Annotated in this window: 24 protein-coding genes; 11 read left to right on the forward strand and 13 right to left on the reverse strand. The window is 65.5% G+C overall.

Annotated features, from left to right (window positions below; genetic code table 11):
• Positions 1-8 precede the first annotated feature (8 nt).
• Positions 9-1142 (forward strand): Gfo/Idh/MocA family protein, encoded by a 1134-nt coding sequence (locus BUB39_RS01730; protein WP_073051321.1) that lies wholly within the window; start codon positions 9-11, stop codon positions 1140-1142.
• Between the two features lie 96 nt (positions 1143-1238).
• On the opposite strand, the gene BUB39_RS01735 is transcribed toward BUB39_RS01730, so the two are convergent.
• The 6 genes from BUB39_RS01735 to BUB39_RS01760 form a co-directional block, all read right to left on the reverse strand.
• Complete coding sequence (locus BUB39_RS01735; RefSeq protein ID WP_073051322.1) at positions 1239-1694, reverse strand: periplasmic heavy metal sensor; 456 nt, start codon at positions 1692-1694, stop codon at positions 1239-1241.
• The gene (locus tag BUB39_RS01740) at positions 1694-2152 is read right to left on the reverse strand and encodes a hypothetical protein (RefSeq protein WP_139251309.1); all 459 of its coding nucleotides are present in this window, start codon (positions 2150-2152) and stop codon (positions 1694-1696) included. Before BUB39_RS01740 ends, BUB39_RS01735 begins: the two co-directional genes overlap by 1 nt.
• Positions 2149-2883 (reverse strand): RNA polymerase sigma factor, encoded by a 735-nt coding sequence (locus BUB39_RS01745; protein WP_244540120.1) that lies wholly within the window; start codon positions 2881-2883, stop codon positions 2149-2151. The genes BUB39_RS01740 and BUB39_RS01745 overlap by 4 nt, the downstream gene beginning before the upstream one ends.
• Before the next feature lie 6 nt (positions 2884-2889).
• Positions 2890-6138 carry an efflux RND transporter permease subunit gene (locus tag BUB39_RS01750; RefSeq protein WP_073051324.1) on the reverse strand — a complete coding sequence of 1083 codons (3249 nt, stop codon included), beginning with the start codon at positions 6136-6138 and terminating at the stop codon, positions 2890-2892.
• Positions 6139-6141: 3 nt separating this feature from the next.
• Positions 6142-7320: an efflux RND transporter periplasmic adaptor subunit gene (locus tag BUB39_RS01755; protein WP_073051325.1), complete on the reverse strand. Its 1179-nt coding sequence runs from the start codon at positions 7318-7320 to the stop codon at positions 6142-6144.
• Positions 7321-7428: 108 nt separating this feature from the next.
• Complete coding sequence (locus BUB39_RS01760) at positions 7429-8325, reverse strand: helix-turn-helix domain-containing protein (RefSeq protein ID WP_084526835.1); 897 nt, start codon at positions 8323-8325, stop codon at positions 7429-7431.
• A gap of 219 nt (positions 8326-8544) precedes the next feature.
• Here BUB39_RS01760 and BUB39_RS01765 point away from each other — a divergent pair, with 219 nt between their 5' ends.
• The 3 genes from BUB39_RS01765 to BUB39_RS01775 all read left to right on the forward strand — a co-directional run bounded on the left by BUB39_RS01765 (position 8545) and on the right by BUB39_RS01775 (position 10858).
• Positions 8545-9636, forward strand: a complete 1092-nt coding sequence (locus BUB39_RS01765; protein WP_073051326.1) for an ABC transporter ATP-binding protein — start codon at positions 8545-8547, stop codon at positions 9634-9636.
• Positions 9637-9817: 181 nt separating this feature from the next.
• Positions 9818-10303: an iron-responsive transcriptional regulator RirA gene (rirA, locus tag BUB39_RS01770; RefSeq protein WP_073051327.1), complete on the forward strand. Its 486-nt coding sequence runs from the start codon at positions 9818-9820 to the stop codon at positions 10301-10303.
• 48 nt (positions 10304-10351) lie between these two features.
• Positions 10352-10858: a Crp/Fnr family transcriptional regulator gene (locus BUB39_RS01775; RefSeq protein WP_073051328.1), complete on the forward strand. Its 507-nt coding sequence runs from the start codon at positions 10352-10354 to the stop codon at positions 10856-10858.
• Here BUB39_RS01775 and BUB39_RS01780 read toward each other — a convergent pair.
• The 6 genes from BUB39_RS01780 to BUB39_RS01805 all read right to left on the reverse strand — a co-directional run bounded on the left by BUB39_RS01780 (position 10848) and on the right by BUB39_RS01805 (position 16090).
• Complete coding sequence (locus BUB39_RS01780; protein ID WP_073051329.1) at positions 10848-11237, reverse strand: DUF3307 domain-containing protein; 390 nt, start codon at positions 11235-11237, stop codon at positions 10848-10850. The genes BUB39_RS01775 and BUB39_RS01780 overlap by 11 nt on opposite strands.
• Positions 11238-11333: 96 nt before the next feature.
• Positions 11334-11705, reverse strand: a complete 372-nt coding sequence (locus tag BUB39_RS01785) for a VOC family protein (RefSeq protein WP_084526836.1) — start codon at positions 11703-11705, stop codon at positions 11334-11336.
• Between the two features lie 27 nt (positions 11706-11732).
• Positions 11733-12512: an ATP-binding cassette domain-containing protein gene (locus BUB39_RS01790; protein ID WP_073051330.1), complete on the reverse strand. Its 780-nt coding sequence runs from the start codon at positions 12510-12512 to the stop codon at positions 11733-11735.
• Positions 12509-13627 carry an ABC transporter permease gene (locus BUB39_RS01795; protein ID WP_073051331.1) on the reverse strand — a complete coding sequence of 373 codons (1119 nt, stop codon included), beginning with the start codon at positions 13625-13627 and terminating at the stop codon, positions 12509-12511. The genes BUB39_RS01790 and BUB39_RS01795 overlap by 4 nt, the downstream gene beginning before the upstream one ends.
• Positions 13628-13722: 95 nt before the next feature.
• Positions 13723-14721: a sugar ABC transporter substrate-binding protein gene (locus BUB39_RS01800; RefSeq protein ID WP_073052683.1), complete on the reverse strand. Its 999-nt coding sequence runs from the start codon at positions 14719-14721 to the stop codon at positions 13723-13725.
• 115 nt (positions 14722-14836) lie between these two features.
• On the reverse strand, positions 14837-16090 hold the full coding sequence (locus tag BUB39_RS01805; RefSeq protein ID WP_073051332.1) for an ROK family transcriptional regulator: 1254 nt from the start codon (positions 16088-16090) through the stop codon (positions 14837-14839).
• Positions 16091-16723: 633 nt separating this feature from the next.
• Between BUB39_RS01805 and BUB39_RS01810 the strand changes: the two genes are divergently transcribed.
• The 7 genes from BUB39_RS01810 to tolA all read left to right on the forward strand — a co-directional run bounded on the left by BUB39_RS01810 (position 16724) and on the right by tolA (position 24724).
• A complete protein-coding gene (locus tag BUB39_RS01810; protein ID WP_073051333.1) occupies positions 16724-16930 on the forward strand; it encodes a hypothetical protein in 207 nt (68 codons plus the stop codon).
• Positions 16931-17025: 95 nt separating this feature from the next.
• The gene (locus BUB39_RS01815) at positions 17026-18402 is read left to right on the forward strand and encodes an aspartate aminotransferase family protein (RefSeq protein WP_073051334.1); all 1377 of its coding nucleotides are present in this window, start codon (positions 17026-17028) and stop codon (positions 18400-18402) included.
• A complete protein-coding gene (locus tag BUB39_RS01820; protein ID WP_073051335.1) occupies positions 18399-19760 on the forward strand; it encodes a glutamine synthetase family protein in 1362 nt (453 codons plus the stop codon). Before BUB39_RS01815 ends, BUB39_RS01820 begins: the two co-directional genes overlap by 4 nt.
• A 67-nt stretch (positions 19761-19827) precedes the next feature.
• The gene (locus BUB39_RS01825) at positions 19828-22134 is read left to right on the forward strand and encodes a putative bifunctional diguanylate cyclase/phosphodiesterase (protein ID WP_073051336.1); all 2307 of its coding nucleotides are present in this window, start codon (positions 19828-19830) and stop codon (positions 22132-22134) included.
• A 203-nt stretch (positions 22135-22337) separates the two neighbouring features.
• Positions 22338-23201 carry a tonB-system energizer ExbB gene (gene exbB / locus BUB39_RS01830; protein WP_073051337.1) on the forward strand — a complete coding sequence of 288 codons (864 nt, stop codon included), beginning with the start codon at positions 22338-22340 and terminating at the stop codon, positions 23199-23201.
• Positions 23202-23204: 3 nt separating this feature from the next.
• Positions 23205-23651 carry a TonB system transport protein ExbD gene (exbD, locus tag BUB39_RS01835; RefSeq protein ID WP_073051338.1) on the forward strand — a complete coding sequence of 149 codons (447 nt, stop codon included), beginning with the start codon at positions 23205-23207 and terminating at the stop codon, positions 23649-23651.
• Positions 23652-23677: 26 nt separating this feature from the next.
• A complete protein-coding gene (gene tolA, locus BUB39_RS01840; RefSeq protein ID WP_073051339.1) occupies positions 23678-24724 on the forward strand; it encodes a cell envelope integrity protein TolA in 1047 nt (348 codons plus the stop codon).
• A gap of 3 nt (positions 24725-24727) precedes the next feature.
• Here the strand turns inward: tolA and BUB39_RS01845 are convergent, their stop codons facing one another.
• On the reverse strand, positions 24728-25714 hold the full coding sequence (locus BUB39_RS01845; protein WP_073051340.1) for an NAD-dependent epimerase/dehydratase family protein: 987 nt from the start codon (positions 25712-25714) through the stop codon (positions 24728-24730).
• Positions 25715-26009 lie beyond the last annotated feature (295 nt).

Below are 26009 nucleotides of genomic sequence, written 5' to 3' on the forward strand. Positions count from 1 at the left end.
GAGCTGTCATGACCACCATTCACAAGATCGGCCTGATCGGCGCCGGCAACATCTCCGAGGCCTATCTGAAGCTCGCGCCGCTGTTTCCGGGCACCAAGATCGTCGCCGTCGCTGACATCGCGCCGGCGGCCGCCAAGGCCCGCGCCGATGCCTTCGGCGTCCGCGCCCTGACGGTCGACGAACTGCTGCAGGATTCTGAGATCGATACGGTCATCAACCTGACCATCCCCTCGGCGCATTACGAGATCAGCCACGCCATTCTCTCGGCCGGAAAGCACGCCTATTCCGAAAAGCCGTTCGCGCTTTCGGTCGAGGACGGCAAGAAGCTGGTGGCGGAGGCTGACGCGCGCGGCCTGAAGCTCGGCAGCGCGCCAGACACCTTCCTCGGCGGCGGTGGCCAGACGGCCCGCAAGCTCATCGACGAGGGCAAGATCGGCCGTATCGTCTCCGGCACTATGCATGTGATGAGCCACGGCATGGAGCACTGGCACCCCAATCCGGGCTTCTTCTTCCAGCCCGGCGGCGGCCCGATCCTCGATCTTGGCCCCTACTACATCGCTGCGCTCGTCAACTTGATCGGGCCGGTGACGCATGTCACCGCCTTCGCCTCGAAGGGTTTCGAGGAGCGGCTGGTGACGGCCGAGGGCCCGCTCAAGGGCAAGACCGTGCCCGTTGGCACGCCGACGACGATCAATGCCGTCCTCGAGTTCAAGACCGGCGCGCAGGTCACGCTCGCGGCGAGCTGGGACGTCTGGAAGCATGGCCACGTCAACCCGATCGAGCTCTATGGCGCCGAAGGCACCATGCTGGTCCCCGATCCGAATTTCTTCGGCGGCACGATCCAGGTTTCAGAGCGCGGTGGCGATTTCGCCGCTATCGAGACGGCTGATGCGCCCTTCGGCAAGAGCAACTGGGGCGGCCACGCCAATTACCGCATGCTCGGCGTCGCCGACATGCTGGATGCGGCGGAATCCGGTCGCGAGCCGCGCTGCTCGGGCCGAGTCGCCCTTCACGCGCTCGACGTCATGGTTTCCGTGCTGGAAGCGGCGGCGTCACGCCAGGTGATCACGCTCTCGACGACGACCGAGCGACCGGCTCCGCTGACGGCCGCCGACGCCGAGCGTCTGCTCGCGCCGCGCTGAACAGGAACACGGTCTCCTCCCAACTGGGGCCGCTTTTGCGGCCCCTTTTCTTTCGAGGCTCCACCGCGCCGCCATCGTCCGTCTGCAGCGGCTAGCCTAATCTGCCGGCTGCTTGCCGAGCGCGGCGCGCTGATCAGGAGGCAGAGCGAGAACCGCGTCGAAGGTTCGCGATTGGATCTGCTCCTGCATGGCCCCGACCTCGATGCGGATCTCCCGCAGATGCTCGTCGATCGCGGCGCGGTCGGGCTCGGGGGCTGCCGCCAACACGGCGAGCTCGGTGCGCAGCGTCTTCAATCGCTGAAGACGGGCCACCACGTCCGGCTTCAGCGTGTCGAGCGAGGACTCGATCGCCGTTACCGAATCCGGCGAGAGCCGGTCCTTCAGCCAGCGCAGCTCCATCTTGACGGCGCGGGGACCGCTATCGGTATGGCGGAAGCCGAGTCGTTCCGTGACGAAGGCGCCGAGCACGAAGGCGTTGATCGCCAGCGAGCAGACCAGCGCCATCCACAGCCAGCTGATCCGCCGCCGCCGCGGCTTTAGGTCGATCGTCATCAGAAACCAAACTCGGAGGGGCCAAACAGCAGCGGGTCGAGCTGGACGACGCTCGCGACGCGCATGTCCTCACTTTGCGGGGCAAAGACCAGACTCGAGGCGCCACCAAGTGCGCCGGCCACAACGACAACGGCCGCGGCCGCGGCGAGGCGGCGATGCCAGCGCACGGGGCGCGGCGCCGCCTTGGCGAGAACGCCGGCACGGATGCGATCGAGCGAACCTGCGGCGATGCGCGCATCGAGGGCGGCGGCCGCGGTCTTCAGCCGGATGTCGAGCGCATGCGCCCCGTCCCGATAGGCCCGGAAGGAGCGATCCGCCAGCAGGGCTTCGCGCCCGTGCCGCGCCAGCGCGCCATCGGGCCAGCGCCCGAGATCAGCGCCCCAATGATCGACGGCGTCGCGCAGACCGATCGGACCATGGTGAAGGGGCTCGGTATCGTGCTCGCTGGTGTTGCTCATGATTCCGTCCATTCCTCCCGGTCTCCCGTCTCCTCCCCCGCTAGCAGGCCGCGCAGGCGGCGCCGGGCGCGGGCGAGCAGGGATTCGTAGGCATGTTGGCTCATGCCCATCACGGCCGAGGCTTCTGCCTGGCTCAGCTCCTGGAAATGCGCGAGGACGATCACGGCTCGCTGCCGATCCGGCATCCGATCGAGCGCCTCATGCACAAGCCTTACATCTTCAACGCGCACCAACTGCCTTTCCGGCGTCGGCGCATCATCTTCGAGAACATTTTCGAGCTCGTCGATATCGATATGCGGCCGCCGCCGGCGGAGCCGGTCGATCGAGAGGCGATAGGCGACGCGGTGCAGCCATGTCCCGATGCGGCCACGCGGCTCCCAGGCTTCGGCATTGCGCCAGAGCCGGATCAGCGCCTCCTGGACCACCTCCTCGGCCTCGGAGAGATCGCCCAGCACAGCGGCGACGAACCGGGTCAGCCGTGGCGCCTCGGCGGCGATGACGCGGCCGAATGCCTCGCCGTCGCCATCGGCAACCGCGCGCATCAAGGCCTCATCGCTCCGGACCGCGTCGGCCGCCGCTCTTTCGTCGATCTCGCTCAAGGATGAGCTTTCGTCTCTTGCCCCAGCCGCGCCGGCCGCCGATTCCGCCTTGCCGCCGATCATGAGACGATAACGCATCGGCGCCGCGCTGGCAGCCTTGCGTTCGTCATCGGTGGCGGGGACACGTGCCATGATGCCTCACTCAGCCGCGATCTGCAGCGGCGGCCGCGGTTCGGCCTCCGCCGCGTCCGTGTCCTCCTTGCGGCGGCGACGATCATCGGCCTCGGCGGCCGCAAGCTCGCGCATCAGACGCTCCTCCTCCGCGACGCGTGGCTTGCTGAAGCCGGCAAGGAGCAGGAACGCGACAGGCGTCAGGAACAAGGTCGCAAGTGCGGAGAAACCGAGCCCGCCGACCATGATCCAGCCGAGCGCCGCCCGTGCCTCGGACCCCGCGCCGCCGGTCAGGATCAGAGGCAGGCCGCCGAGCACGGTCGCAATCATGGTCATCAGCACCGGACGAAGGCGGATGAGGCAGGCGTCACGAATCGCGTCGCGAACCGAGAGCCCCTCGTCGCGCAGCTGGTTGGCGAATTCGACGATCAGGATGCCGTTCTTCGCCATCAGGCCGACAAGCATCACCAGCCCGATCTGGCTGTAGATGTTGAGCGAACCGCCCGAGAGCAGGATGGCATAGATGCCGGACGCGACGCCGAACGGCACGGTCGCGAAGAGGATCGCCGCCGCGACGAAGCTCTCGAACTGCGCCGCGAGCACCAGCAGAATGATGATCACCGCGAAGCCGAAGGTGGTGAGGACGCCGCTCGACGTTTCGTTGAGCGTCGCCGCCTCGCCCGTATAGACGATGCCGAGGCCGGCCGGTAGCTGCTTGGCCGCCTCGCCGAGAATACCCATCGCCGAGCCGAGATCGACTCCCGGCGAGAGCGTGGCCGTGATCGGCACGGCGCGGCGCTGCGACTGCCGCGCCAGCGTCGGTGAGGTCGATTCCTCGCTGACCGTGACGACAGAAGACAGCGGGATCATCGTGCCGCCAGCGGTGCGGACCTGCACATTCTCGAGATCGCTCGGCGTCACGATCAGCCCATCCGGCGCCAGGGCGCGGATGTTGATCTTGTCGTCGCCGATATAGAAATCGCCCATATCGGCGCTGGCGAGCAGCGTCGAGACAATCGTGCCGACATCGGCGACGGAGACACCGAGATCCGCGGCACGGTCGCGGTCGATCTTCACCTGAAGCTGAGGCTGGTTCAGATCGTAGTTGAGCTGGACATTCGAAAAGGCCTGATTGCCGGACAGCGTGTTGATGAGGTCCGTTGCGCCCTTCGAGATCGTGTCATAGTCGAGACCGGTCACGGCAAAGGTCAGGCCCTGGCCGCCGCCGCGGATGCCGAGGCTGTTCGGCTGGCGGATGTTGACCACGGCGCCCGGAATGTTGCGGACCTTGGCGGCCACCTCGGCGGCGATCGCCTGCTGGCTACGATGACGCTCGCTCCAGGGCGCCAGCGTTACAAACATGAAGCCGCTGTTCGGGCTGTTGAAATTGCCCGAAATCGAGAATGAGTTCGTCGCCTCGCCGGAATCGAGCAGCGGCTGCACCGCTGCCTGAACCAGTTGCATCTGACCCTGCGTGTAGTCGACCGTGGAGCCCTGCGGCGTCGAAAGCGAGACGATCACCGCGCCGCGGTCTTCCTGCGGCGTCAACTGCTGCGGCAGTTGCTCGAAGGCGATGAACGCGCCGCCGGCGAACAGCACACTGATCAGGATAACGACCAGCGGCGCCTGCAGCGAAGCGTCGAGCAGCCGTTCATAGAGTTTGTGGCCGCGCTTTCCGATGGCGCCGAGCGCCCTGTTGAAGAGGTTGCCCTTGCCTTCGCCGGTATGATCATCGGCGCTTAGCAGGCGCGAGCCCAGCATCGGCACCAGCGTCAGCGCCACGAAGGCGGAGAGGGCAACCGAGAAGGCGAGCACGAAGCCGAACTCGGAAAACAGCCGGCCCGCCGTCCCCTTGAAGAAGGAGATCGGGATGAACACCGCGGCAAGCGTCGCCGTCGTTGAGATAACCGCGAAGAACACCTGCTTGGCGCCGAGAACGGCAGCGGCGCGCGGCCCCATGCCTTCATGCCGGCGCCGGGCGATATTTTCGAGCACAACGATGGCGTCGTCGACGACGAGGCCGGTTGCGAGCACGAGCGCCAGCAGCGTCAGGATGTTGAGCGAGAAGCCCATCAGATACATCGCCGCGATGGTGCCGAGCAGCGAGATTGGCACAGTCACCGCCGGGATCAGTGTCGTGCGGAGCGAGCCGAGGAACAAATAGATGATGCCGATGACGATCGCGATCGACAGCACGAGGCTGCGCTCGACCTCCTCGAAGGAGCCCGCGATGAAATCGGCGTCGTCGGATGTGATGCGGATGCTGACATCGGCAGGCAGCGTCGCCTTCATCTCTTCGACCGCCTCGCGGATGCCCGAAGAAATGGTCAGCGTGTTGGAGCTCGCCTGGCGCACGATGCCGAGGCCGACGCCCGTGCGGCCATTGACCTGAAGCGAGGACGACTTCGCGGCCGGGCCGAAGACGACATCGGCGACGTCGCTGACGCGCGTGTCGCCCTTGATCCGGATCGCCTTGACGTCGTCGGCGCCTTTGACGCTCGCATCGGCGCGGACGAACATCGCCCGGTTGGTATCGGTGAGATTGCCGGCCGGCACGTCGAGCGCGACGGTCGCAAGCGCCGTCTTGAGATCGGCGACGGTCAGGCCGTAAGCCGCCAGCCGCATCGGGTCGACATAGATGCTGATCATCGGCGACCGGTCGCCATTGACCTGCACGGTCGCGACGCCGGACACGGACTTCAGGCGATCGACAACGACGTCGTTCACCAGCTGCGTCAACTGCTCGATATTCTGGGTCGGCGAGGTGACGGCAAGCCGCATGATCGCGTCGCCGTTGGTATCGGCCTTGGCAATCGTCGGCGGGTCGGCGTCGGTCGGCAGGTTGCGCTGAGCGTTGCCGACCGCGTCGCGGAGGTCGTTGGCCGCAACATTGATGTCCGTCGCGTCGGAGAACTGAACCGTGACGCGGCTGCGTCCGCTCGTCGATTGCGACTGGATGTCGGTCCAGCCGGACACGCCCGCAACGGCGTTCTCGATGACGCTGGTCACCTCCTTGTCCATCGTATCCGGCGTCGCGCCGTCATAGGTGGTGGTGATGGTGACGACCGGCTGGTCGATATTCGGCAGCTCGCGGATCTCTACGCCACCGATCGCGGCAAGACCGGCAACGATGATGAGGACATTCGCGACGATCGCGAGCACCGGCCGCCGCACCGACAGCGCCGAGATGCCGCTCGGCGTGGCGCCCGACTTCGGGAGGGGATCGTGTTCGCTCTCGTGGTGGTGGTGCGGGGGCTCGGCGCTCTTGTCGGTCATGCGTCAGCTCCCCTGGGCGACGGGCTTGGCACCATTCGCGCTCGCCGCTTCAGGCTTGCCAGCGCCGGCCTCGGCAATCTTGACGCCGGGCCGCAGCCTCTGAAGGCCCTCGACAACAACCCGGTCGCCCTCCTTGAGATCATCGGATGCAACCAAGACGCGGCCGCTCTGCCGCTCCAGGATCGTGATCGGAACGCGGGCCACGCCGTCGCCGGCGACCTTCCAGATATAAGAGCCGGTCCGGTCCCACTGGATCGACAGCGCGGAGACCGCAAGCTGCTTTTCGCCCGGGAAAGGCAGCTCGACCTTGATCGCCATGCCGGGCCGCACGCCGATCGCCTGCGCCGCAGCGGCATCGAGCGTTGCCTCGAGCTTCAGCGTGCGAGCGGTGGGATCGACGCGCGTGTCGATCGCCGTCAGCTTGCCGTTAATGACGGTTCCCGGCTTTGATTCGGACGAAGCCGTGATCGCCTGGCCAAGGGCGACGCGGCCCGCATAGCGCTCCGGAATGAGGAATGAGACCTTCATCACCGAGGGATCATCGAGCGTGGTGATGACGGTGGTCGGCGTCACGAGGTCGCCGACGGAGAGATTGCTGATACCGACGACGCCGTCGAAGGGGGCGTTGATGGTGCGGCGGTCGAGCGCGATCTGGGCGCTGAGCACGCCGATCTCGCCCTTGCGCTCCGCGGATTGCGCGTCCTGCAACGCCGAAAGCGTCAGGTTGTTGGTGTCGGCGAGCCTTTGCGAGCGGTCCAGCGTCTTTTTGGCGTCGCTGAGCGCGACCTGGGCCAGATCGAGGGCGACCTTCTGGTCGGCATCATCGAGCCGAACGAGCGCCTGCCCCTTCTTGACCTTGTCGGCGGCCTTGAACAGCACTTCGGTGACCTCGGCGGTCACCTGCGGATAGACGTTGATCGATTGAGTCACCAGCACGGTGCCGACCGCGCGCACATCGTCGGTGACGATGTCGCTGCCGACGGGCGCCGAGACGACCAGCGTTGGACCGGCCGCAAAACCGCCGCCACGCCGGCCGCCGCCCGCGCCGGGCGCTCCGGTTCCGGCTGCATCCTGTTGCGCTGCCCCGCCGAAAAGCGTGTCGCGATGCTGATAGGCATACCAGCCGCCACCCGCGATCACGAGAACGACGAGGCATAACAGCAGTTGCTTCCAAACGGCCATAGGGTGATCCGGCTCCGGGGTTCGACCAGCATGATACGAACCACAGCGCGGTGTCCGTCGCGCGACGGAAAAATAATTCGCGAGCCCTCCCCGTCCACCCCTGCCTGATCAGACGGCGGCGGCGGCGCGGGTTTCTCGGAAGCTGCGACGCATGTCGCGCGGCGTGCAGCCATAGCGCTCGCGGAAGGCCTCATAGAATCGGCTGAGCGAGCCGAAACCCGCCTCGAAAGCGATCGCCGCGATGTCGCCGTCGCTGGCCAGGAGGCGACCATGCGCCAGCATCAGCCGCTGTCGGGTGACATATTCGTTGATCGTCATGCCGAGCGTTCGGCGGAATAGCGTCATCGCATAGTTGGGATGCAGCCCGACGGAGGCAGCGATATCGGCAACGGCGATCGGCGCGGTGGCGTGCTCGGCGATGTAGCGCGCCATGCGATGGACCTTGTCGCGATGCGGCTCGGCGGCATCGGGGTCCGCCTCGCGGGCCCGGCGCTCTTCATCGTCCGAGGCAAGGTCGCGCCAGCCATCGATCTCGAACCGCCGCAGCCGCGCCGCGAGCTCGTCACGCACAACCGTCAGCATCGTCTCGCGACGCTCGACGAGGTCCCCATGCCAGGACTCGAAGAGCGCCTGCTCATAGGCATGCACTTTGTCAGCCACCAGAAGGCCGCCCTGCAGCAAGGCCGTCTTCAGCGCCTCGCAGCCCGGCATCGCAAGGCACATTTCGATCGGCAGGTCGCTGCAGATGAAGCGCGTGCCCGGCTCGACCTCGATGACCCGGTGCGGGATCGCCGCCCAGAACATGCCGAGATCGCTCCGTTTCAGCGTGACCGTCCGGCCGTTGAACAGATAGGTCATCTGCCCTTCGATGATCAGATTGATCTCGACATGGCTGTGCACATGCGCCGAGCGCATGAGGCGGACGCGGTTGATACTGCCGACATTGAACGAGTCACGCGCCGGCGTCGTATGGTCAGGATCGACCAGGAATTCCTGATGCTGCATGAAGGGGTGACGCCCGATTGGACCGGCGGATCATAGCGCAGGCCAGCGCAGGCGCCAGCCGCCTTACCTTATCAAACTCGCGGGATCGTATCAGCAAATGACGATTTCGTACTTTACTCCCGCCTTAGGATCGTGGACGTTAGCGCCCGGAGGAAACTAGCCTGTTACGGGCTTGGAATGCCTCGGCGTTTCGCGCCCTCACATTTGGGAGAAAGTTCAATGGCAAGTCTGACGCTTCGTCAGGTGCAGAAGTCGTTCGGCGAAGTTCCGATCATCCGGGGCGTCGACCTTGAGGTCAAGGATGGCGAGTTCTGCGTGTTCGTCGGTCCGTCGGGCTGCGGCAAGTCGACCCTTCTCCGTCTCATCGCGGGCCTCGAAGGCACCACGGACGGCTCGGTCCGAATTGGCGACCGTGACGTGACCCGCCTTGCTCCGGCAGAGCGCGGCGTCTCGATGGTGTTCCAGTCCTACGCGCTCTACCCGCACATGACCGTCGCCGAGAATATCGGCTTCGGCATGAAGATGGCGAAGATGCCGAAGCCTGAGATCCAGGCGCGCACCGCCAAGGCGGCCAAGATGCTGCACCTCACCGAGCTGCTCAATCGCCGCCCGGCCCAGCTCTCGGGTGGTCAGCGGCAGCGTGTCGCGATCGGCCGTGCCATCGTGCGCGAGCCGGACGTGTTCCTGTTCGACGAGCCCCTGTCGAACCTCGACGCCGCCCTCCGCGTGCAGATGCGCATCGAAATCTCGCGCCTGCATAACGATCTCAAGGCGACGATGATCTACGTCACGCACGACCAGGTCGAAGCGATGACGATGGCCGACAAGATCGTCGTGCTCAGCGCCGGCCGCATCGAACAGGTCGGCTCGCCGCTCGAGCTTTACCACCGTCCGAACAATCTCTTCGTCGCGACCTTCATCGGCAGCCCGAAGATGAACCTGTTCGACGTCAAGGTGTCCGAGGTTACCGGCGGTTCGGCGATCATCGCCCTGCCCGGCGGCTCGACCATCGCCATCCCGACCCGTGGCGCCTCGATTGCCCCCGGCCCGTACACGCTGGGCGTTCGTCCGGAGCATCTCACGATCGCCCCGACCGATACCGGCGTCCCCGGCAAGGTCGTGCTGTCGGAGCATCTCGGCGGCGAAACGATGATCTATGTCGACGTCGAAGGCACCGAATCGACGGTCGTCAAGGCCGATGGCCTCGCCGGCCAGCGCTCGGGCGACAATGTCCGCATCATCATCGACCCGAAGACGGTTCACCTCTTCGATAAGGACGGCCAGGCGGTCGTCAATGGCTCGTTGATCTGATCCGACCCGCAGACGGTCGCGGTTTCTAAGGCCCGGGAGCCCAGCTTCCGGGCCTTTGCTTTGCCGGTCCCGAGCCGGGGAGCGGTTGAATCCTTGCAAAGGAGACTTTAAGAAGGAACTTTAATGCCCGGAAAAATCGGTCCGAATGGGACCGCAAGCGGGTGTCAGCGAGGGATGTCGCATGCGTCTTACCCAGCAGACGAGCTATTCGATCCGCGTGCTGCTCTATTGCGCCGCCAATACAACCGACAACAGCCGTATTCGTGATATCGCCACGACCTACGGGATTTCGGAACTGCATCTGTTCAAGATCATGCATGTGCTGGTCGAGAGCGGCTTCGTCGAGACCATCCGCGGCCGCAATGGCGGTATCCGCCTGGCGCGGCCTGCGCATGAGATCACGATCGGAGCCGTCGTCCGTGCCACCGAGAGCAACTTCTTCCTGACCGACTGCTTCGATACGGCGAATCGCGACTGCCCGCTGGTCGATTCCTGCGGTGTGAACCGGATTCTGAGCGAAGCCCTCAGCGCCTTCTTCGGAGTGCTCGATCGCTACACGATTGCCGATGTCGCGCGTGATCGCGGCGCACTGCGCAGCCTGCTGGATCTCTCCACCGAATCGATGCCGAGCCTCGCGGACGCTTCCCTGCCGATGCATCTCGCCTGATCCTTTAGGGACCGCGGGCCTGCGCCCGCCTCTCTCCGAGAGTTCGCTATGGATATCCTGGACGTCCTCGGCCGGATCAGTCTTTTCGCCGACGTCCTGACGCCGCAGCAGCGGAGCGAACTGGCCGCGCGCTGCCGCCTCGTCACCTATACGCGCGGCATGATCGTCATGAATGAGGGCGATTTCGGCGGCTTCATGCTGGCGATCGTCACCGGCCGCCTCGGTGTCACCGTCGCCGAACGCAAGACGGCCCGCCCCGTAGCGACGCTCGGGCCTGGCGAGATCGTCGGCGAGATGTCGCTGCTTACCGGCGCGCGGCGGGCCGCCACCGTCACGGCGATCGACACCACCATTGCGGTCGAGATCACGAAGGTGGCGCTCGAGGCCATGTTCCTCCGCTCGCCCGACCTGCTCGACCGGATGGGCGCCCTCCTCGCCGAACGGCGGGCGAAGCTCGGCGGCCCGGATGCGCCGCGCGCCAGCGAAAGCCGGGCCCGCGAGATCGTCGAAGCGATGCGCCGGATGTTCGGGCGGCCGCCGCCGGTCAGTTCCTGACCAGGATCAGGACGAGCACGATACCGAGATAGGTAATCTGGTGGGCGAACTGGTCGAGGCCGAGGCCGCGCCAATACGCACTGTCGCGCACGGTCCAGCCGTGGCGGTCGCCGATCACGGCCTTCGCCCAGTCGATGTGGTAGTGCAGCACGCATTCGCCGACGATAACGGCCAGCGCGACCGGCAGGCTTGTTGGCAGCACGAGGAAGATCGGTAGCGTCGCCACCGCATGCAGCACGGCATGGCCGATGCCGGCGAGATGGCCGTAATGGCCCTTCATGGCGATCTGGCGCGGCGTCTGGATAAAAAAGTCGCAGAGGAGGTGCTTGACCTGCAGCAAGCCAAGCGCGGCGATCACGGCAAACGCTGTGTCGTCCAATCCGGGCCTCCCTCGCGGCCGGGCGAGGGGCGCCGGCGGACGGTCATTCTAGAATCACCCGGTGGAACGGACCTGTGACGTCCGTCACACCTGAGCTCAGTCGGTGAGGCGCAGATAATAGCCGTCGGGATCGACGAGGCGGAAGTCGGCGCAGTCCCAGGGCCGGCGCATCAGCGGGGCCGCGAGCGGCCAGCCGCTGGCGCGGACGCTTTCATGCAAGCGGACGATGTCGTCGACCTGCAGGACAATCTCGATGCCCTTGCCGAGCGGGATGCCGGGAGCGGCCTGGACAGGATGGTCGTCTGGCAGCCCTTCACGTCGGTTCAACGAGAGCACAGCAGCGCCGCGGTGGAGCTGGACATAGTCGCCCTCGCCTTCCGCCGCGACGGCGAAGCCGAGCACGTCGACATAGAAGGCAAGCGAACGGGGCACGTCATCGACGAAAAGCTCCAGGCGCAGATGCATCATCTCTCCAAGCGTGCCCCGATCTGGGATTCAGGCGGCCTCGGCCGCCGGCGGCGCCATGGCACCGGTCATGATGGCGACCGCATCCGACATCGAGTGCTTCTTCGGGTCGATGACGGCGATGCGCTTGCCGAGGCGATGGATGTGGATGCGGTCGGCGACCTCGAACACATGCGGCATGTTGTGGCTGATCAGCACGATCGGCAGTCCCCGCGCTTTCAGCCTGAGCATCAGTTCCAGCACCTTGCGCGATTCCTTGACGCCGAGCGCGGCTGTCGGCTCGTCCAGGATCACCACGCGGCTGCCAAAGGCGGCGGCACGGGCGACGGCAACGCCCTGCCTCTGGCCGCCCGACAACGTCTCGACCGGCTGGTTGATGTTCTGGATCGTCAGAAGGCCGAGTTCCGACAGCTTCTGACGCGCCTCCCGCTGCATGTAGCCGCGATCAAGCGTCCTGAAGATCTTGCCGATCCAGTCGTCGCGCCGCTTCTCGCGGCCGAGGAACAGGTTGTCGGCGATCGACAGGGCGGGCGAAACGGCAAGGTTCTGGTAGACGGTCTCGATGCCGCGATTGCGCGCGTCGATCGGGCTCTTGAAGGCGATCGGCTGGCCGTTCAGGCGGATCTCGCCAAAATCGGGAATGACCGCGCCGGTGAGCGCCTTGATAAGCGTCGACTTGCCGGCGCCATTATCGCCGATGACCGCGAGGATCTCGTTCGGCATCAGGTCGAAATCGGCGTTGTCGAGAGCGACGACGCGGCCATAGCGCTTGTTGAGGCCTCGGGCCTGCAGGATCGGTTCCGTGCTCATGCCGATAGCTTCCTGATCCACTGGTCGATGGTGACGGCGACGATGATCAGCACGCCGACCGCGAAATCCTGCCAAAGCAGTTCGAGACCGGAGAGCGCGAGACCGTTGCGGAAGACGCCGACGATCAGCGCCCCGATCAGCGTGCCGATGATCGAGCCGCGTCCGCCGAAGAGGCTGGTGCCGCCGATCACCACGGCGGTGATCGAATCGAGGTTGGCCGTCTGGCCGGCCTGTGGACTGACGCCGCCGATGCGGCCGATGAGAACCCATGCGGCGATGGCGCAGATGAAGCCGGCAAGCGTATAGACGCCGATCAGCGTCTTGGTCGTGCTGATGCCGGCAAGGCGGGCCGCATCGGGATCATCGCCCGTCGCATAGACATGGCGGCCGAACGCCGTGCGGTTGAGGATGTACCAGACGGCGAGCGCCACCAGCAGCATCACGATCGAGCCGTAGGTCAGGACCCATCCCTTGAGGAAGGTCCAGTCGAGCCCAAGCGTCTTGGAGAAGAAGTCATAGGGTTTGAACAGCGAGCCGGTCCACTGCAGGAACGGCGCCGCCTCCTGCATGTCCTGCGAGCGGATGGTTTCGCTCTTGGAATACCAGACATTGAGCGCGCCGAAGATGCTCCAGGTGCCGAGCGTCACGATGAAGGGCGGCAGACGCAGCAGCGTCACGATCACGCCGTTCACGAGGCCGCAGGCTATCCCGCAGATGAGCCCGAGCGGAAAGGCGATCTCGACGGGCACGCCATAGACGACGGCCGTCCGGCCCATGACGACGGAGCAGAGGATCATGATCGCGCCGACAGACAGGTCGATGCCGGCGGTCAGGATGATCAGCGTCTGCGCGATGCCGAGCACCGCGATGATCGTCACCTGCTGCAGGACCAGCGAGAAATTGAAGGGCGCGAAGAACTTGCCCGGCGCTGCGATCGAGAAGATCACGACGCCGACCAGCAGCACGATGAAGGGAATGCTGGTCGGATATTGATGCAGGAAACCCTGCATGCGGCGGACGAGGCCGACATCGGTCTCATCGAAGCTGGCGACCGACTGGTCGGCGCCGGCGAGTCCGCTCTCTGCAGAGCCCGAGCCCGAAGCGTTGTCACTCATGCGGCGAACTCCTCCCCTGTCGCCAGACTACGGGAGCCGCTGCTGCGGCTCCCGCTCTTCGTTCGGCCGGGCCGAAGCCCGGCGTCACGTCATGATCAGCCCCAGCAGAGCTTCAGGCCTTCCTCGACGGTGATCGAGGGAACGCCGTCCACGGGCTTCGCCGTCACCAGCTGGGCGCCGGTGTCGAAGAAGCCGACCGCCGGATCGATCTCCGGCAGCTTGCCGGTGTGGATCGCCTCGAGCGCCATCGCCGCCATCTTCAGCGGATATTGCTGGCTGGTGCCGCCGATGACGCCGGCCTGGACGTTCTTGACGCCCGGGCAGCCGCCGTCGACCGAGACGATCATGACGCTGCCGTCATCCTTGCCGACCGCCTTCAACGCCTCCCACGCGCCGGCCGCGGCCGGCTCGTTGATCGTGTAGACGACATTGACGTCCGGGCACTTCTGCAGCGCGTTCTCCATCGCCGTGCGGCCCTTTTCCTGGTCGCCCTGGCTGATCTCATGCGTGCAGATGCGCGCATCGTCCTCGTCGCCGTACTTGTTCGGGTCCTTCACGTCGATCCCGAAGCCCTGCATGAAGCCCTGGTCGCGCAGATAGTCGACGGTCGGCTGGTTGGTCGCGAGGTCGAGGAACACGATCTTCGCGTCCTTGGCCTTGTCGCCAAGCGTCTTGTTCGCCCATTCGCCGATGAGCTGGCCCGCCTTGCGGTTGTCGGTAGCGAAGGTTGCGTCGGCGGCGTTCATCGGATCGAGCGGCGTGTCGAGCACGATCACCTTGAGGCCGGCATCCCGAGCCTTCTGGATGGTCGGCACGATGGCCTTCGAATCCGACGGCACGATCGCGAAGCCCTTGGCGCCGGCAGCGATCAGGTTCTCGATCGCCGCCACCTGGCCGTCATTGTCGCCGTCATACTTGCCGGCGGCGGTCTGCAGCGTGATGCCGAGCTCCGCTGCCTTGGCCTGTGCGCCTTCGCGCATCTTGACGAAGAACGGGTTGGTCTCTGTCTTGGTGATGAGGCCGATGACCTCATCAGCCAGAACCGGCATGGCCGACAGCGTCAATATGCTGGCGGCAAGCGCGATTTTCTTCAGCATGTCTTCTCCTCCCTGGTCGGTTCTTGCTTGCGCGCGGAGCGACCAGTCCCCTCCACGCACGTCCGGCTCCTCCCGGATATCGAACGGCCGCCCTCCAGCGACCGCTTGCGACTCAAGCTTCGACGAGCAGGTCCCTCCCGCCTCTGTCGTCGTCCGCGCGCGTCAGGATCGAGGCACGCGGTGCAAAATTGAAGAACATCGGCAGGCTGGCGGCGCCGATGGCGCCGGCGTCGCGGCCGAATGAGCCACGCTGCAACTGCGGCGGTCGCCGCGCCTCCGGCTTGGCCGTTTCGAGCGCCGCGGCGAGGCGGCTCAGCACGGCGCCCACAAGCCCGGCATCGATATCCGCATCGACCACGACGAGCGGAACATCGAGCAGCGCGATCGCCGACCATACGGCCGGCGCCAGGGCGTCGACCATGTCATCGAGCCATTCGTCGACGGCCTGATGCGGCAGGCGGATCGCCGCCTCCAGCACAAGCGCAGTGTCGGAAGCTTCGCCATGGTAGGCGAGATGACGCGCCAGAGCATTGAGCGATGCCCGCGTGATGAGCAGGTCGCGCCCGTCGGCCGGGCTTGGCGCCGAGGCAAGGCGGCTCGGCGCCACCGGCATGACCGCGACATCGCCGGCATTGCCATGGCTGCCACGCAGGCAGTCGCCACCCGTCACGATGCCGCCGCCGATCGCGGGGCCAATGAACAGATAGAGGAAGTCGTCAGCCCGCCGGCCGACGCCATAGAACAACTCCGCGATGGTAGCAGCGCTGCCGTCATTTTCCGCGAAGACCGGCAGACCGGTCTCCTCCTCGAGGCAGGCTGGAAAATCGAACGTGTCCCACCGCTCGAAAGCGGATGGGGGCAGTCCGAGACGGCCAAGCCAGGCACCGAGGTTATAGGGGTGCGCCACCCCGATACCGGCAAACCGCGCCTGCGCGGCCGGATCCAGCGTCGCGTGCAGTTCGAACACGTCGCGCGCGACCAGTGCGAGCGCCTCTTCGGGTGCCGGCAGCACGGTGTCGTGGTCGCGGCGCGCCAGAATGCGGCCGCCAAAATCGATCAGCACCGTCTCGATCGAACGGCGGTCGAGACGAACACCAATGCCATAGGCACCGTCCGGATTGGGGCGGAGGATCGTCGCCGGCTGGCCACGGCCACCGCCATGGCGCTTGCCCACGGCTTCGATCAAGCCGAGATCGACCAGTTTCTCGATGATCCCGCCGATGGCGGTGTTGGTCAGGTCGGCGGCACGGGCAAGGTCGGCCTTCGAGGCTTCGCCGGCACGGCGCAGCCGCTGCAGGACGAGCCGCTCGTTATAGCGTCGGAGTTGCGCGGAATTGCTCCCGCGTCCGTTGCCGGGCCTCTCCACCAATTCCTCCCTGCGCCCGATCCGGGCAGCGGCGTTTTCGCCGCTTTATTAATTCATTCTGATGCAATTAATTGCGCACCGGTGACGGGAGTCAACGCAAATCGTTGCTGCGCCGCGGCAGGAAGTCGCGGCGGCGTTGCCTGCCGCGCCGCAAGCCGGGTTCGCCTCATCGCTGGGCACCACGCCGCGCGCCTGCGCAGGACGCTCGGCAGCCGTTCTCACACGCATCTCCGGGGCGCCGGGAAAACGATCTCCAGAACTGTCAAAAAACGGAAATCGATGGCTGGTAGTGAGGCGGCCATCGGCGCCAAATAGGCGTCGCATCCTGAACGATGCCGCGGGAATTTGACCGACAGCTTGCACCGCGAAACCAACGCTAAAGCGCCTTGGATATGACGTCCATGGCGGAGCACCCCTTCACGAGGAGGCATCCGTTGACCCTCATTCGCATGTTCACGAACCCCGAAATCAGTCCGGCGCGCCACTGTCCCGCCGGCTGGAACCAAGCCTGACGAGACGCATTGGTACGAGCCGGTCGAAGGGCATCCCCTCCGCCGACCCGACCTTCGAAAACAATAACTCAATCGCGGCCCGGTCCTTGCATGGAACGAGGTCGGCGAAAGGAGGCTATCGGTGTTCGACAACTACATCATCGAGATCGACGACAAAGCCGCGGGCATTCTGGTGAAATCCGGCCGCGCCTTCGCATTCCACGCCCTGGAGCGCACCTTCGCGGCGCTGGAGGGAATGATGTTCCCCGACGCGATCGCGGCTGAACGCGCCGCCCGCAAGGTCCGGCGCCGGCTGGCGCCCGCCTTTGCGCTGAGCGCCGCCGAATAGATCAAGCGGCCCCGCACGCGACGGGCGCGCGGGGCCTTCATTTTGGAAGAAGCTGTGCGCTATGCTGCCCGAAGGACGGGGGCCAAGAGCGTCAATTGTATTCCATCGATGATCTGCGCAGGAGGGCCCGAGCCCTTGTCGCGCAAGAAACGGCAGCCTTCCGGTCGAAGCATCCGGCTTCCAAATCCCTCTTTGAGCGCGCTGCGGTTCACTATCCTGGCGGCGTGCCGCAGCACTGGATGCTCGACTGGGCCACGCCCTTTCCGCTCAGCATCACCCGTGCCGAGGGTGCGACCGTTACGGATGCGGATGGCCTGACCTATGTCGATTTCTGTCTCGGAGATGGCGGCGCGCTCTTCGGGCATTCGCCGGCCCCGGTTGCGCAGGCAATCGCGGAACAGGCGAGCCTCGGCCTGACGGCCATGCTGCCCGGTGCCGACACCGCGGCGGTCGGCGAACTGCTGGCCGAGAGGTTCGGCCTCCCCTTCTGGCAGATGACGGCCACGGCGAGCGACGCGAACAGGGCGGTGATCCGCTGGGCCCGCGCCATCACCCGCCGGCCGAAGCTGCTCATCTTCGATGGCTGCTATCACGGCCAGGTCGACGAGACCTTCGCGAACATGACGGCAGATGGATGTTCTCCGAAGCCCAGCCTGATCGGACCGACACCTGGCGCGACAGCGGACACGCTCGTGATCGATTTCAACGATTGCACAGCGCTCGAAGCGGCGCTCGCAGGCGGCGACGTGGCGCTGATCCTGACCGAACCCGCGCTCACCAATACTGGCATGGTGCTGCCACAGCCGGGCTTCCTCGAAGCGGTGCAGGCGCTCGCCCGGCGTTCTGGCACGCTCGTCTGCCTCGACGAGACGCACACGATCGCGACGGGGCCGGGCGGCTATGCCGCTGGCAGCGATCTCGAACCCGACTTCCTCGTCGTCGGCAAGCCGATCGCCGGCGGATTGCCGGCTGCGGTCTATGGCTTCACGGCGGCAATCGAAGCAGCGATGCGGCGCATCCAGGCGGCGCGACCCTCGGGCTATAGTGGCATCGGAACCACACTGTCGGGCAATCTCCTGGCGATGGCCGCGATGCGCGCCTGCCTTTGCGAAGTCATGACCGCAACCAGTTATCGCCAGATGATCGGCCTCGCCGAGAGATTGGCGGACAGGCTGACCGAGGCTGTTAGCAGCCGCAGCCTGCCCTGGTCGGTTGTCAGGCTCGGTGCACGGGTTGAACTCGTGTTCAGCCCGCAGCCGCCGCGAACGGGCGCGGAAGCACGGGCAGCGCTTGATGAGGACCTCGAGCGGGCGCTGCACCTCTCTCTGCTCAATCGCGGCGTGATCCTGACGCCTTTTCACAACATGATGCTGGTCTCGCCGGCGACACGCGGCGAAGACGTCGAGCGCCTCGCCTTGCTGATGGCGGAGGCCTTCGACATCTTCACCGGAACAGATGAGGCCTTGGCATGAAGCGATCCGACCCGCGCGAGGCGGAGATGTTTCTCGCCGCGCATCCAGAGGTGGAGCAGTTCGAGGCGTTCATCACGGACCCGAGCGGGGTGCAGCGTGGCAAGATCCTGCGCCGCGAGGAACTCGTCGGCGCCTTCCGGCATGGCCGCCCCCTGCCCTGCTCGATCCTGTCGCTCGACATCACCGGCGCAGACGTCGAGGAAACCGGCCTTGTCTGGGACGAGGGCGATTCGGATCGCGACTGCATTCCCGTCGCCGGAACCCTGACCGCTGCGCCCTGGCTGGCCGTTCCGACGGCGCAGATGATCCTGACCTCATTCGAGAAGGACGGGCGCGCCAGCGACGCCGATCCACGCCATGCCGTGGCGCGCACCGCGTCTGCACTCGTCTCGGCGGGTTTTCGTCCCGTCGTCGCGATCGAACTCGAATTCTATCTGATCGATCGCGCTGCGATGCTCGAAGGGCGCCCGCGCCCTCCACTCGGCAAGAGCGGTTTCCGCCAAGAGCGTCTGCAGGCCTATCTCCTGCAGGATCTCGAGGACTTCTCGCCCTTCCTCGACGAGGTCTATGCCGGGGCAAAGGCGATGGGCCTGCCGGCACGCACCTTGATTTCGGAATATGCCCCCGGTCAGTTCGAGATCGTGCTCGGCCATCGGACCGACGCGCTTCGCGCCGCCGACGACGCCATCCTCTACAAGCGGCTCGTCAAGGGCGTCGCCGAGAAGCATGGCTATGTCGCGACCTTCATGGCCAAGCCCTATGCCGGCTTCTCCGGCAGCGGCATGCATGTGCATGCAAGCCTCGCTGACGCTGAGGGGAACAACCTTTTCGCTGGCGAGGGCGAGGCCAATCCGCTGCTGAAGCACGCGATCGGCGGTCTGCTGGCGACCATGGCCGAAAGCATGGCGATGTTCGCGCCCAACGCCAATTCGTATCGCCGCTTCAAGGCGAATTCCTATGCCCCGGTCGGGCCGGCCTGGGCGATCGACAACCGCTCCGTTCCGGTTCGCGTGACGGCCGGCCCGCCCGCCAGCCGCCATCTCGAACAGCGCGTCTGCGGCGCCGACGCCAATCCTTATGTCGCGCTCGCGACCGTTCTCGCCGGCATGCTTGAAGGCATCGAGGCCTCGATAGACCCGGGCGCGCCGATTGTCGGCAATGGCTATGAGCAGATCGCGCCGAGCCTGCCAACGACATGGCACGGCGCTCTCGCAGCGGCGCGCGCCTCGACTTTCCTGCCACGACGGCTTGGCGAACGCTTCGTCGACCTCTTCCTGACCATCAAGGAAGCCGAATGCCAGCGATTCTTTGCCGAGATTCCCGACCTCGATTTCCAGCTGTATTTGCGGTTGGCCTGAAAGCTTGACTTAAGTCAGTTCGCGTTATCATGGCAAAGGTCTCGGACGGCCAACGCACGAGGATGATGTGATCGGAGTTGTCAACGATATCGAAGGGAGTATCGAAGACGCGACGCATTTCTGCGATGTGCGCGACTTGCTCGCGGCCTGGAAAGCCGCGGAAGCCGATGCCGGCGGCGTGCCGGAACGATCTACTTTTCTTGCCGGGCCCGCCGCCAGGATCGTGGATCGGCTCATGGTACTTTCGGTCTTCGATGACACCCTGATCTATCAAAAGGTCGGCTCGACCATCATTTCGCTGTTCGGCCATGACCCGACCGGGCGGCGGCTATCGGATATCGACAATCCCGGGGTCCGCCCCTTCGTGCGGCGCTATATCGAGGCTGTTCAGGGCGACCAACCGCGTTTCTCGATCCAGGACCATATCGGGCTCAATTCGATCGGCACCAATGAACGCCTGCTCTTGCCGGTTCGAACCGGGGAGACGCGGGAGCTCGTCGTCTATGTCCGCAGCCGGGAGGACGCCAAGGACCTGATGCGATCGGTGTTCAACGCCAGCACCGACAGTATCAGCGTAATGGAGGCTCTCCGTGACCAAACCGGCCGGATTTGCGATTTCAAGCTGATCGCCGTCAACGCCGAAGGCGCGGCGCGCATGAAGAGCGAGCCGGACGCGATCATCGGTACGTTCCTGACCAACAACTTTCCGGCGTCCAGAAGCAACGGCATCCTTCAGCGGATGATCGCCGCCATCGAGAGCCAGCAACGCGACGTTTTCGAGACGCGCTACCCGCATCAAGGCAGCATCGTCGAACGGCAGTTGCGTATCGCACCCCATGGCGAGCGCCTGACGGTGACCAATATCGATCTTGGCCCGCAGCGCATGGCTGCGCGCGCGATCGTGCGTCAGCGCAACGAACTGCTCACGGCCAACCGGCTGCTCGCGCTGCAGGCTGAAAATCTCCGGGCGATCAACGAAACCATTGAGGCGTCATCACGCGAACTCCGTGCTGAAATCGAGCGTAACCGGGCGCTGGAAGCGGAACTGATCTACCGCGCGCGCTTCGACGGCCTCACCGATCTGCCAAACCGCAGCTATTTCGAGATCCGATTTCACGAGATCATCGAGGAATCGCGGCGCACCGGGCGGCGGGTGGCCCTCTGTATTCTCGACGTCGATCATTTCAAGGACATCAACGATCGTTTCGGGCACAGCACCGGCGATATCGTCCTGCGCGAGGTATCGGCCCGCCTGACGCGCACGATTCGCTCAACCGATATCGCAGGACGCCTGGGCGGCGACGAGTTCGCCGTCCTGCTGATCGACGCGGGCGACGCCTATGATGCCCAGAGCGCGGTCGCGAGGATCCTCACCGAGGTCATGGGACCGCTGACGGTGTTGCGCCAGGACGTGCCCGTCAGCGTCAGCGCGGGCATCGCCGTCTTTCCTGGTGACGCGCAAGGCGAAATGGAGCTGATGACGGCCGCAGACCTCGCGGTCTATCGCGCAAAGCGCACCGGACGCGCGCGGGCCGTGTTCTTCGACCCTGCGATGCGCGCAGAGGCCGACCGGCGGACGCGGCTGATGCAGTCGCTGGCGGGCGGGATCGCGGCCGGTGAGATCAAGCCCCATTATCAACCGCTTCTCGACCTTCGGACGGAACAGCTCGTCGGCTTCGAGGCGCTGGCGCGCTGGCATCATCCGACCGAAAGCATCCTGTCGCCCGCGCATTTCAGCGAGGCCTTCGACGAGCCCGATCTCGCCCGCGCTGTCAGCGCGACGATGATCGACCAGGTCACCGCCGACCTTGCAAGATGGCGCGGAACCGCCATTCCGTCCCATGTAAGCCTCAATGTGACGGCCTTCGATCTGAGAAGCGAATGCTTCGCGGCCGAGCTCCGCCAGAAGATGGCCCAGCGCGGGCTCTCGACCAAGCAGCTCGGCATCGAAGTGACGGAAACCACAGTGGTATCGCGTGACGGAGAGAAAATGGTGGCGACGCTCACTGCGCTGCGCCAGCTCGGATTCTCGGTCGCGCTCGACGATTTCGGAACCGGCTTCGCGTCGCTGACCCATCTCATCACGCTGCCTTGCGATACGCTGAAGATCGACCGGACCTTCGTGACCGATCTTGACAGCAGTTCGAAGACGGCAGCCGTCGTTCGGTCGATGGTGACGCTGGCGGGCGCGCTCGGTCTCGACATCGTCGCCGAAGGAGTGGAGACGCGCGCCGAGCTGGAGGCGATCCGGGCGCTGGATTGCCACCTCGTGCAGGGCTACCTCATCTCGAAGCCGCTTCCGGCCGAGGCCGTCCCCGCGTTTGTCGCAAGCTTCGCGCCTCGCGCTGCCCAACGCCGTGTCGCCGGCGCGTGATCTGACTTGGCCATTCCCTTAGCTTCAGCCGGCTCGCGACCGTCCACCTTGTTATTATTCCAAATCTAATCTTTGCTATCTTCTAATTAATTCTTGATTCCTTCGCCAACCTACTGCAGTCATCGGGCCGGTGATCCGATCTACATTGGATCGATTATAGATTAGTGCCCTGAAATCATTCTGAACTGCTGGGATTGGCTGCCATGATCAAGCGGGCGCCGCTCGACCTGACTTTTCATATCGCAGGCCTTTTCGTCGCTGCCATGATCGGCATCGCCGCAATGCCGGCCGCCGCGCAGACGGCAGGTCCAGCGAATGAACCGATCGTCGCCGGCCTGCTGCCGGAATCGCTGTCGCCATGGACGATGGTGCGCGATGCCGACATCGTGGTGCAGGCCGTCATGGGCGGTCTCGCCTTCGCGTCGCTGGTCACTTGGACGATCTGGCTCGCCAAGGCTCTGGAGCTCTTCGCCGCAAAGCGGAAGGCGCGGATCGCGACGCGGCGCCTCGCGGAGGCGGAGAGCCTGGATCAGGCAATCCGCGCCCTAGGCGGCGGCTGGACCCGCTCAGGCCCAGTCGCCGACCTCGCGCAGGCAGCGACGCTCGAACTGCGCCGCTCGGCGCATCTCTCGCCGGAAGGCATCAAGGAGCGGCTGTCCATCCAGTTGTCGCGAATCGAGGTCCGGGCCGGACGCTCGATGTCACGCGGAACCGGCGTCCTCGCGACGATCGGCTCGACAGCGCCCTTCGTCGGCCTGTTCGGCACCGTCTGGGGCATCATGAATGCCTTCATCGGCATCAGCCAGACGAAGACCACCAGCCTTGCCGTCGTCGCCCCCGGCATTGCAGAAGCGCTGTTCGCAACGGCGATCGGCCTCGTCGCAGCCATACCGGCGGTGATCATCTACAACGTCTTTGCCCGCTCGATCGCCGGCTATCGTGCGCTGCTTGCCGATGCCGCTGGCGAGGTGATGCAGCATGTCTCGCGCGATCTCGATCGCGGGCGGCTCGCTCTCGTGGGAGGCACCCCGCGCCCGCGCGGCGTCGACCTGGCCGCAGCGGAGTAGACCATGGCCGTCTCGCTCAAGGACACGGACTCCGACGATGTCGCGGAAGTCTCGGAGATCAATGTTACGCCGTTCATCGACGTCATTCTCGTGCTTCTCATCATCTTCATGGTCGCTGCCCCGCTGTCGACCGTCGATGTTGCCGTCGACCTGCCGTCTTCGAACGCCGCGCCGGCGGAGCGGCCCGACAAGCCACTTTTCCTCACCCTGAAGCCCGATCTTTCGCTGGCGCTCGGCAACGATGCCCTCTCACGCGATGCCTTACAGGGCGGACTCGATGCAGCGACCGGCGGCGATCGCACCAAGCGCGTGTTCCTGCGCGCCGACGGCACGGTCGCCTATCGAGAATTGATGGACGTCATGAACCTTCTGCGCGCGTCCGGCTATCTCAGCATCGCACTTGTCGGCCTCGAGGACACGGGCGCGGCTCCGGCCACGGCCGCCCCATGAGAATGCAGGGACGCTCACCCGCGCGCATGGCTGCGGCCTCCCTGCGCTGGCTGTTGGCTGGGACGCTGGTCGCGACCGCGCATGGCGCGGCTGTCTGGCTCGCGGTCGAATGGCAGCCGCATGAGGCGGCAGCGAGCGAGCCGCCCCCGGCGATGATGATCGAACTGGCGCCGCTGGCCGTGACGCCCGATATCGTGCCGATCCAATCGGTCGCGAGTGCTGACAGCACGCCTGACGAACAGCAGGACGCGCCGCCCGAGCCCGATGCAGAGCCACCGCAGCCCGAGCCGCCAAAGCCACCCGAGCCGGTCAAGCCGCCCGAACCCGTCCAGCCTCCGGCGCCGGTGAAGCCTGTTGTGCCCGAAAAGCCGATCGAGCCCCCGCCCCCGCCGGAGCCCGTGAAGCCACCGCCAGTGCCGACGCCGCCGCCGGAGCCCGCGCCAAAGGTGCCTGAGCCTGAGGCCCTGCCGCCGCCACCTGAAGAGACGCCACCGCCCGAGCCGGAAAAGGCGCCGGAACCGCCCAAAGTCGTGCCTAAGGTGGAGCCGCCAAAGGCCGAACCACCCAAGCCAGAGCCACCCAAGCCCGAGCCTGTGAAGCCCGAGCCGCCCAAAGCCGAAGCTCCGAAGGTTGAGCCACCGAAGGCGAAGCCGGTGCGCAAAGCGGAAACCGAAAAGCCGGCCGAACGCAAGGCTGCCGCGCGGCCGAAGAGCAGTGCTGCGCCGCGCAGCGCCGACGCGAAGGGGGCCAAGGCCGAGAAATCAGCGGCACCGGTCTCTGGCGCTGGGCAGGCCTCGGTGTCGCCTGCCTCGTGGAAGAGCCGGCTGCTCTCTCATCTCAACCGGCACAAGCGCTTTCCGCGCGGCGCCACCGCAGGCACGGCATCGGTGGCGTTCAGCATCGACCGGCAGGGCCGCGTGCTCTCGGCGCGGCTCGCCAATTCGTCGGGCGACGAACGGCTCGACGACGAGGCCGTGAGCCTCGTGCGCCGTTCCAGTCCTGTGCCGGTGCCGCCAGACGGCTTTGGCGGCGGCCGCATCGCGCTGACCGTGCCAGTCCGTTTCAGTCGCTGAGCATCAGGCGCCGAGCGCCGACTGCTCGGCGGCAATCCGATCGATCAGAGAGTCGGCGGCCGCCGTATCAGGCGCCGGCTTGGCGAGACGCAGTTTCAGGTGACGAAGCGATTCCGCGAGGATCGTGTCGAGATCCTCCGCGCAGGCAAAGTTACCGGCAACGCGCTTCACCTTGGAATTGTCGAACAGCGCCGCCCAGGTCTTGTCGCCCATCAACGGACCTTCCCACTCGGCATTGTAACGGACGAGCGTCTCGGTCGGCACATGCACGATCTTCGCCTCGACGCCGAGGCCCTTGGCGATCGCGCGATAGATCTGGTCCCAGCCATGGCCACGATCGGCGGTGATGTGGAAGTCCTCACCGAGCGCAGCGTCTTTGCCGAAGAGGCCGACAAACGGTTTCGCCAAGTCGACCGAGCGCGTCAGCGTCCAGGGCGACGTGCCGTCGCCGCAGACCAGGACCGGCTTACCGGCCAGCATGCGCCGCGCGGTCAGGTCGCCGTCATTCATCATGCTCGGCAGGCCGTTGCGCACGGTGTGGCTCGGCCGCACGATCGTGAAGGGCAGATCCTTGGCGGCCTTCAGCTTCGCCTCGGCGGCGATCTTCCGCTGGCTATAGGGCCAGTAGGGGTTCACCGTCGGCGTCTTTTCGGTGATGACGTAGTGCTGGGCCGGCTTCTCATAGACCGAGGCCGACGAGATGAAGATGTATTGCCCCGTCTTGCCTGAGAAGACACGGATGTCCTCGTCCATCTCCTCGGGCGTGAACAGCATGAACTGGCAGACGACGTCGAAACGCCGGTCGCCGAGCGCGCCATAGACGGCCGGGTCCTTCATGTCGCCGATAATCGTCTCGACGCCAGCCGGCAGGGTCTCGGCCGAACGGCCACGATTGAAAACAGTCACGCGGTGACCCGCTTCGACAGCCAGTTCTACGCAGGGCAGCGAAATCTGGCCGGTCCCACCGACAAAAAGCACGTTGAGCGACATGTTGGGTTTCCTCCGAATTACGACATAGCGTTACCGCCGCGGCTGAACCGATTCAAGCGGTCAGCGCGCGAAACTCGCGAGCTGCAAGGCGTCGGCCGACGTGATGACCAGCGATCATTATGATCCGCGCAGGGGCTCATGCTGACGTAAAGCATCATAACGACCGCCTTGCGCCTCGGTTGTTCAAGATCATATAAAGTATTATAGCGACGGTAATCTTCGACGATTTGGACGCGCGAGCGATATCAATGGCCCTGATTGCTGCAAATGACCTCGAAAGCATTAGGTCCCTAGG

The sequence above is a fragment of the Kaistia soli DSM 19436 genome (assembly GCF_900129325.1).
GTDB lineage: Bacteria > Pseudomonadota > Alphaproteobacteria > Rhizobiales > Kaistiaceae > Kaistia > Kaistia soli.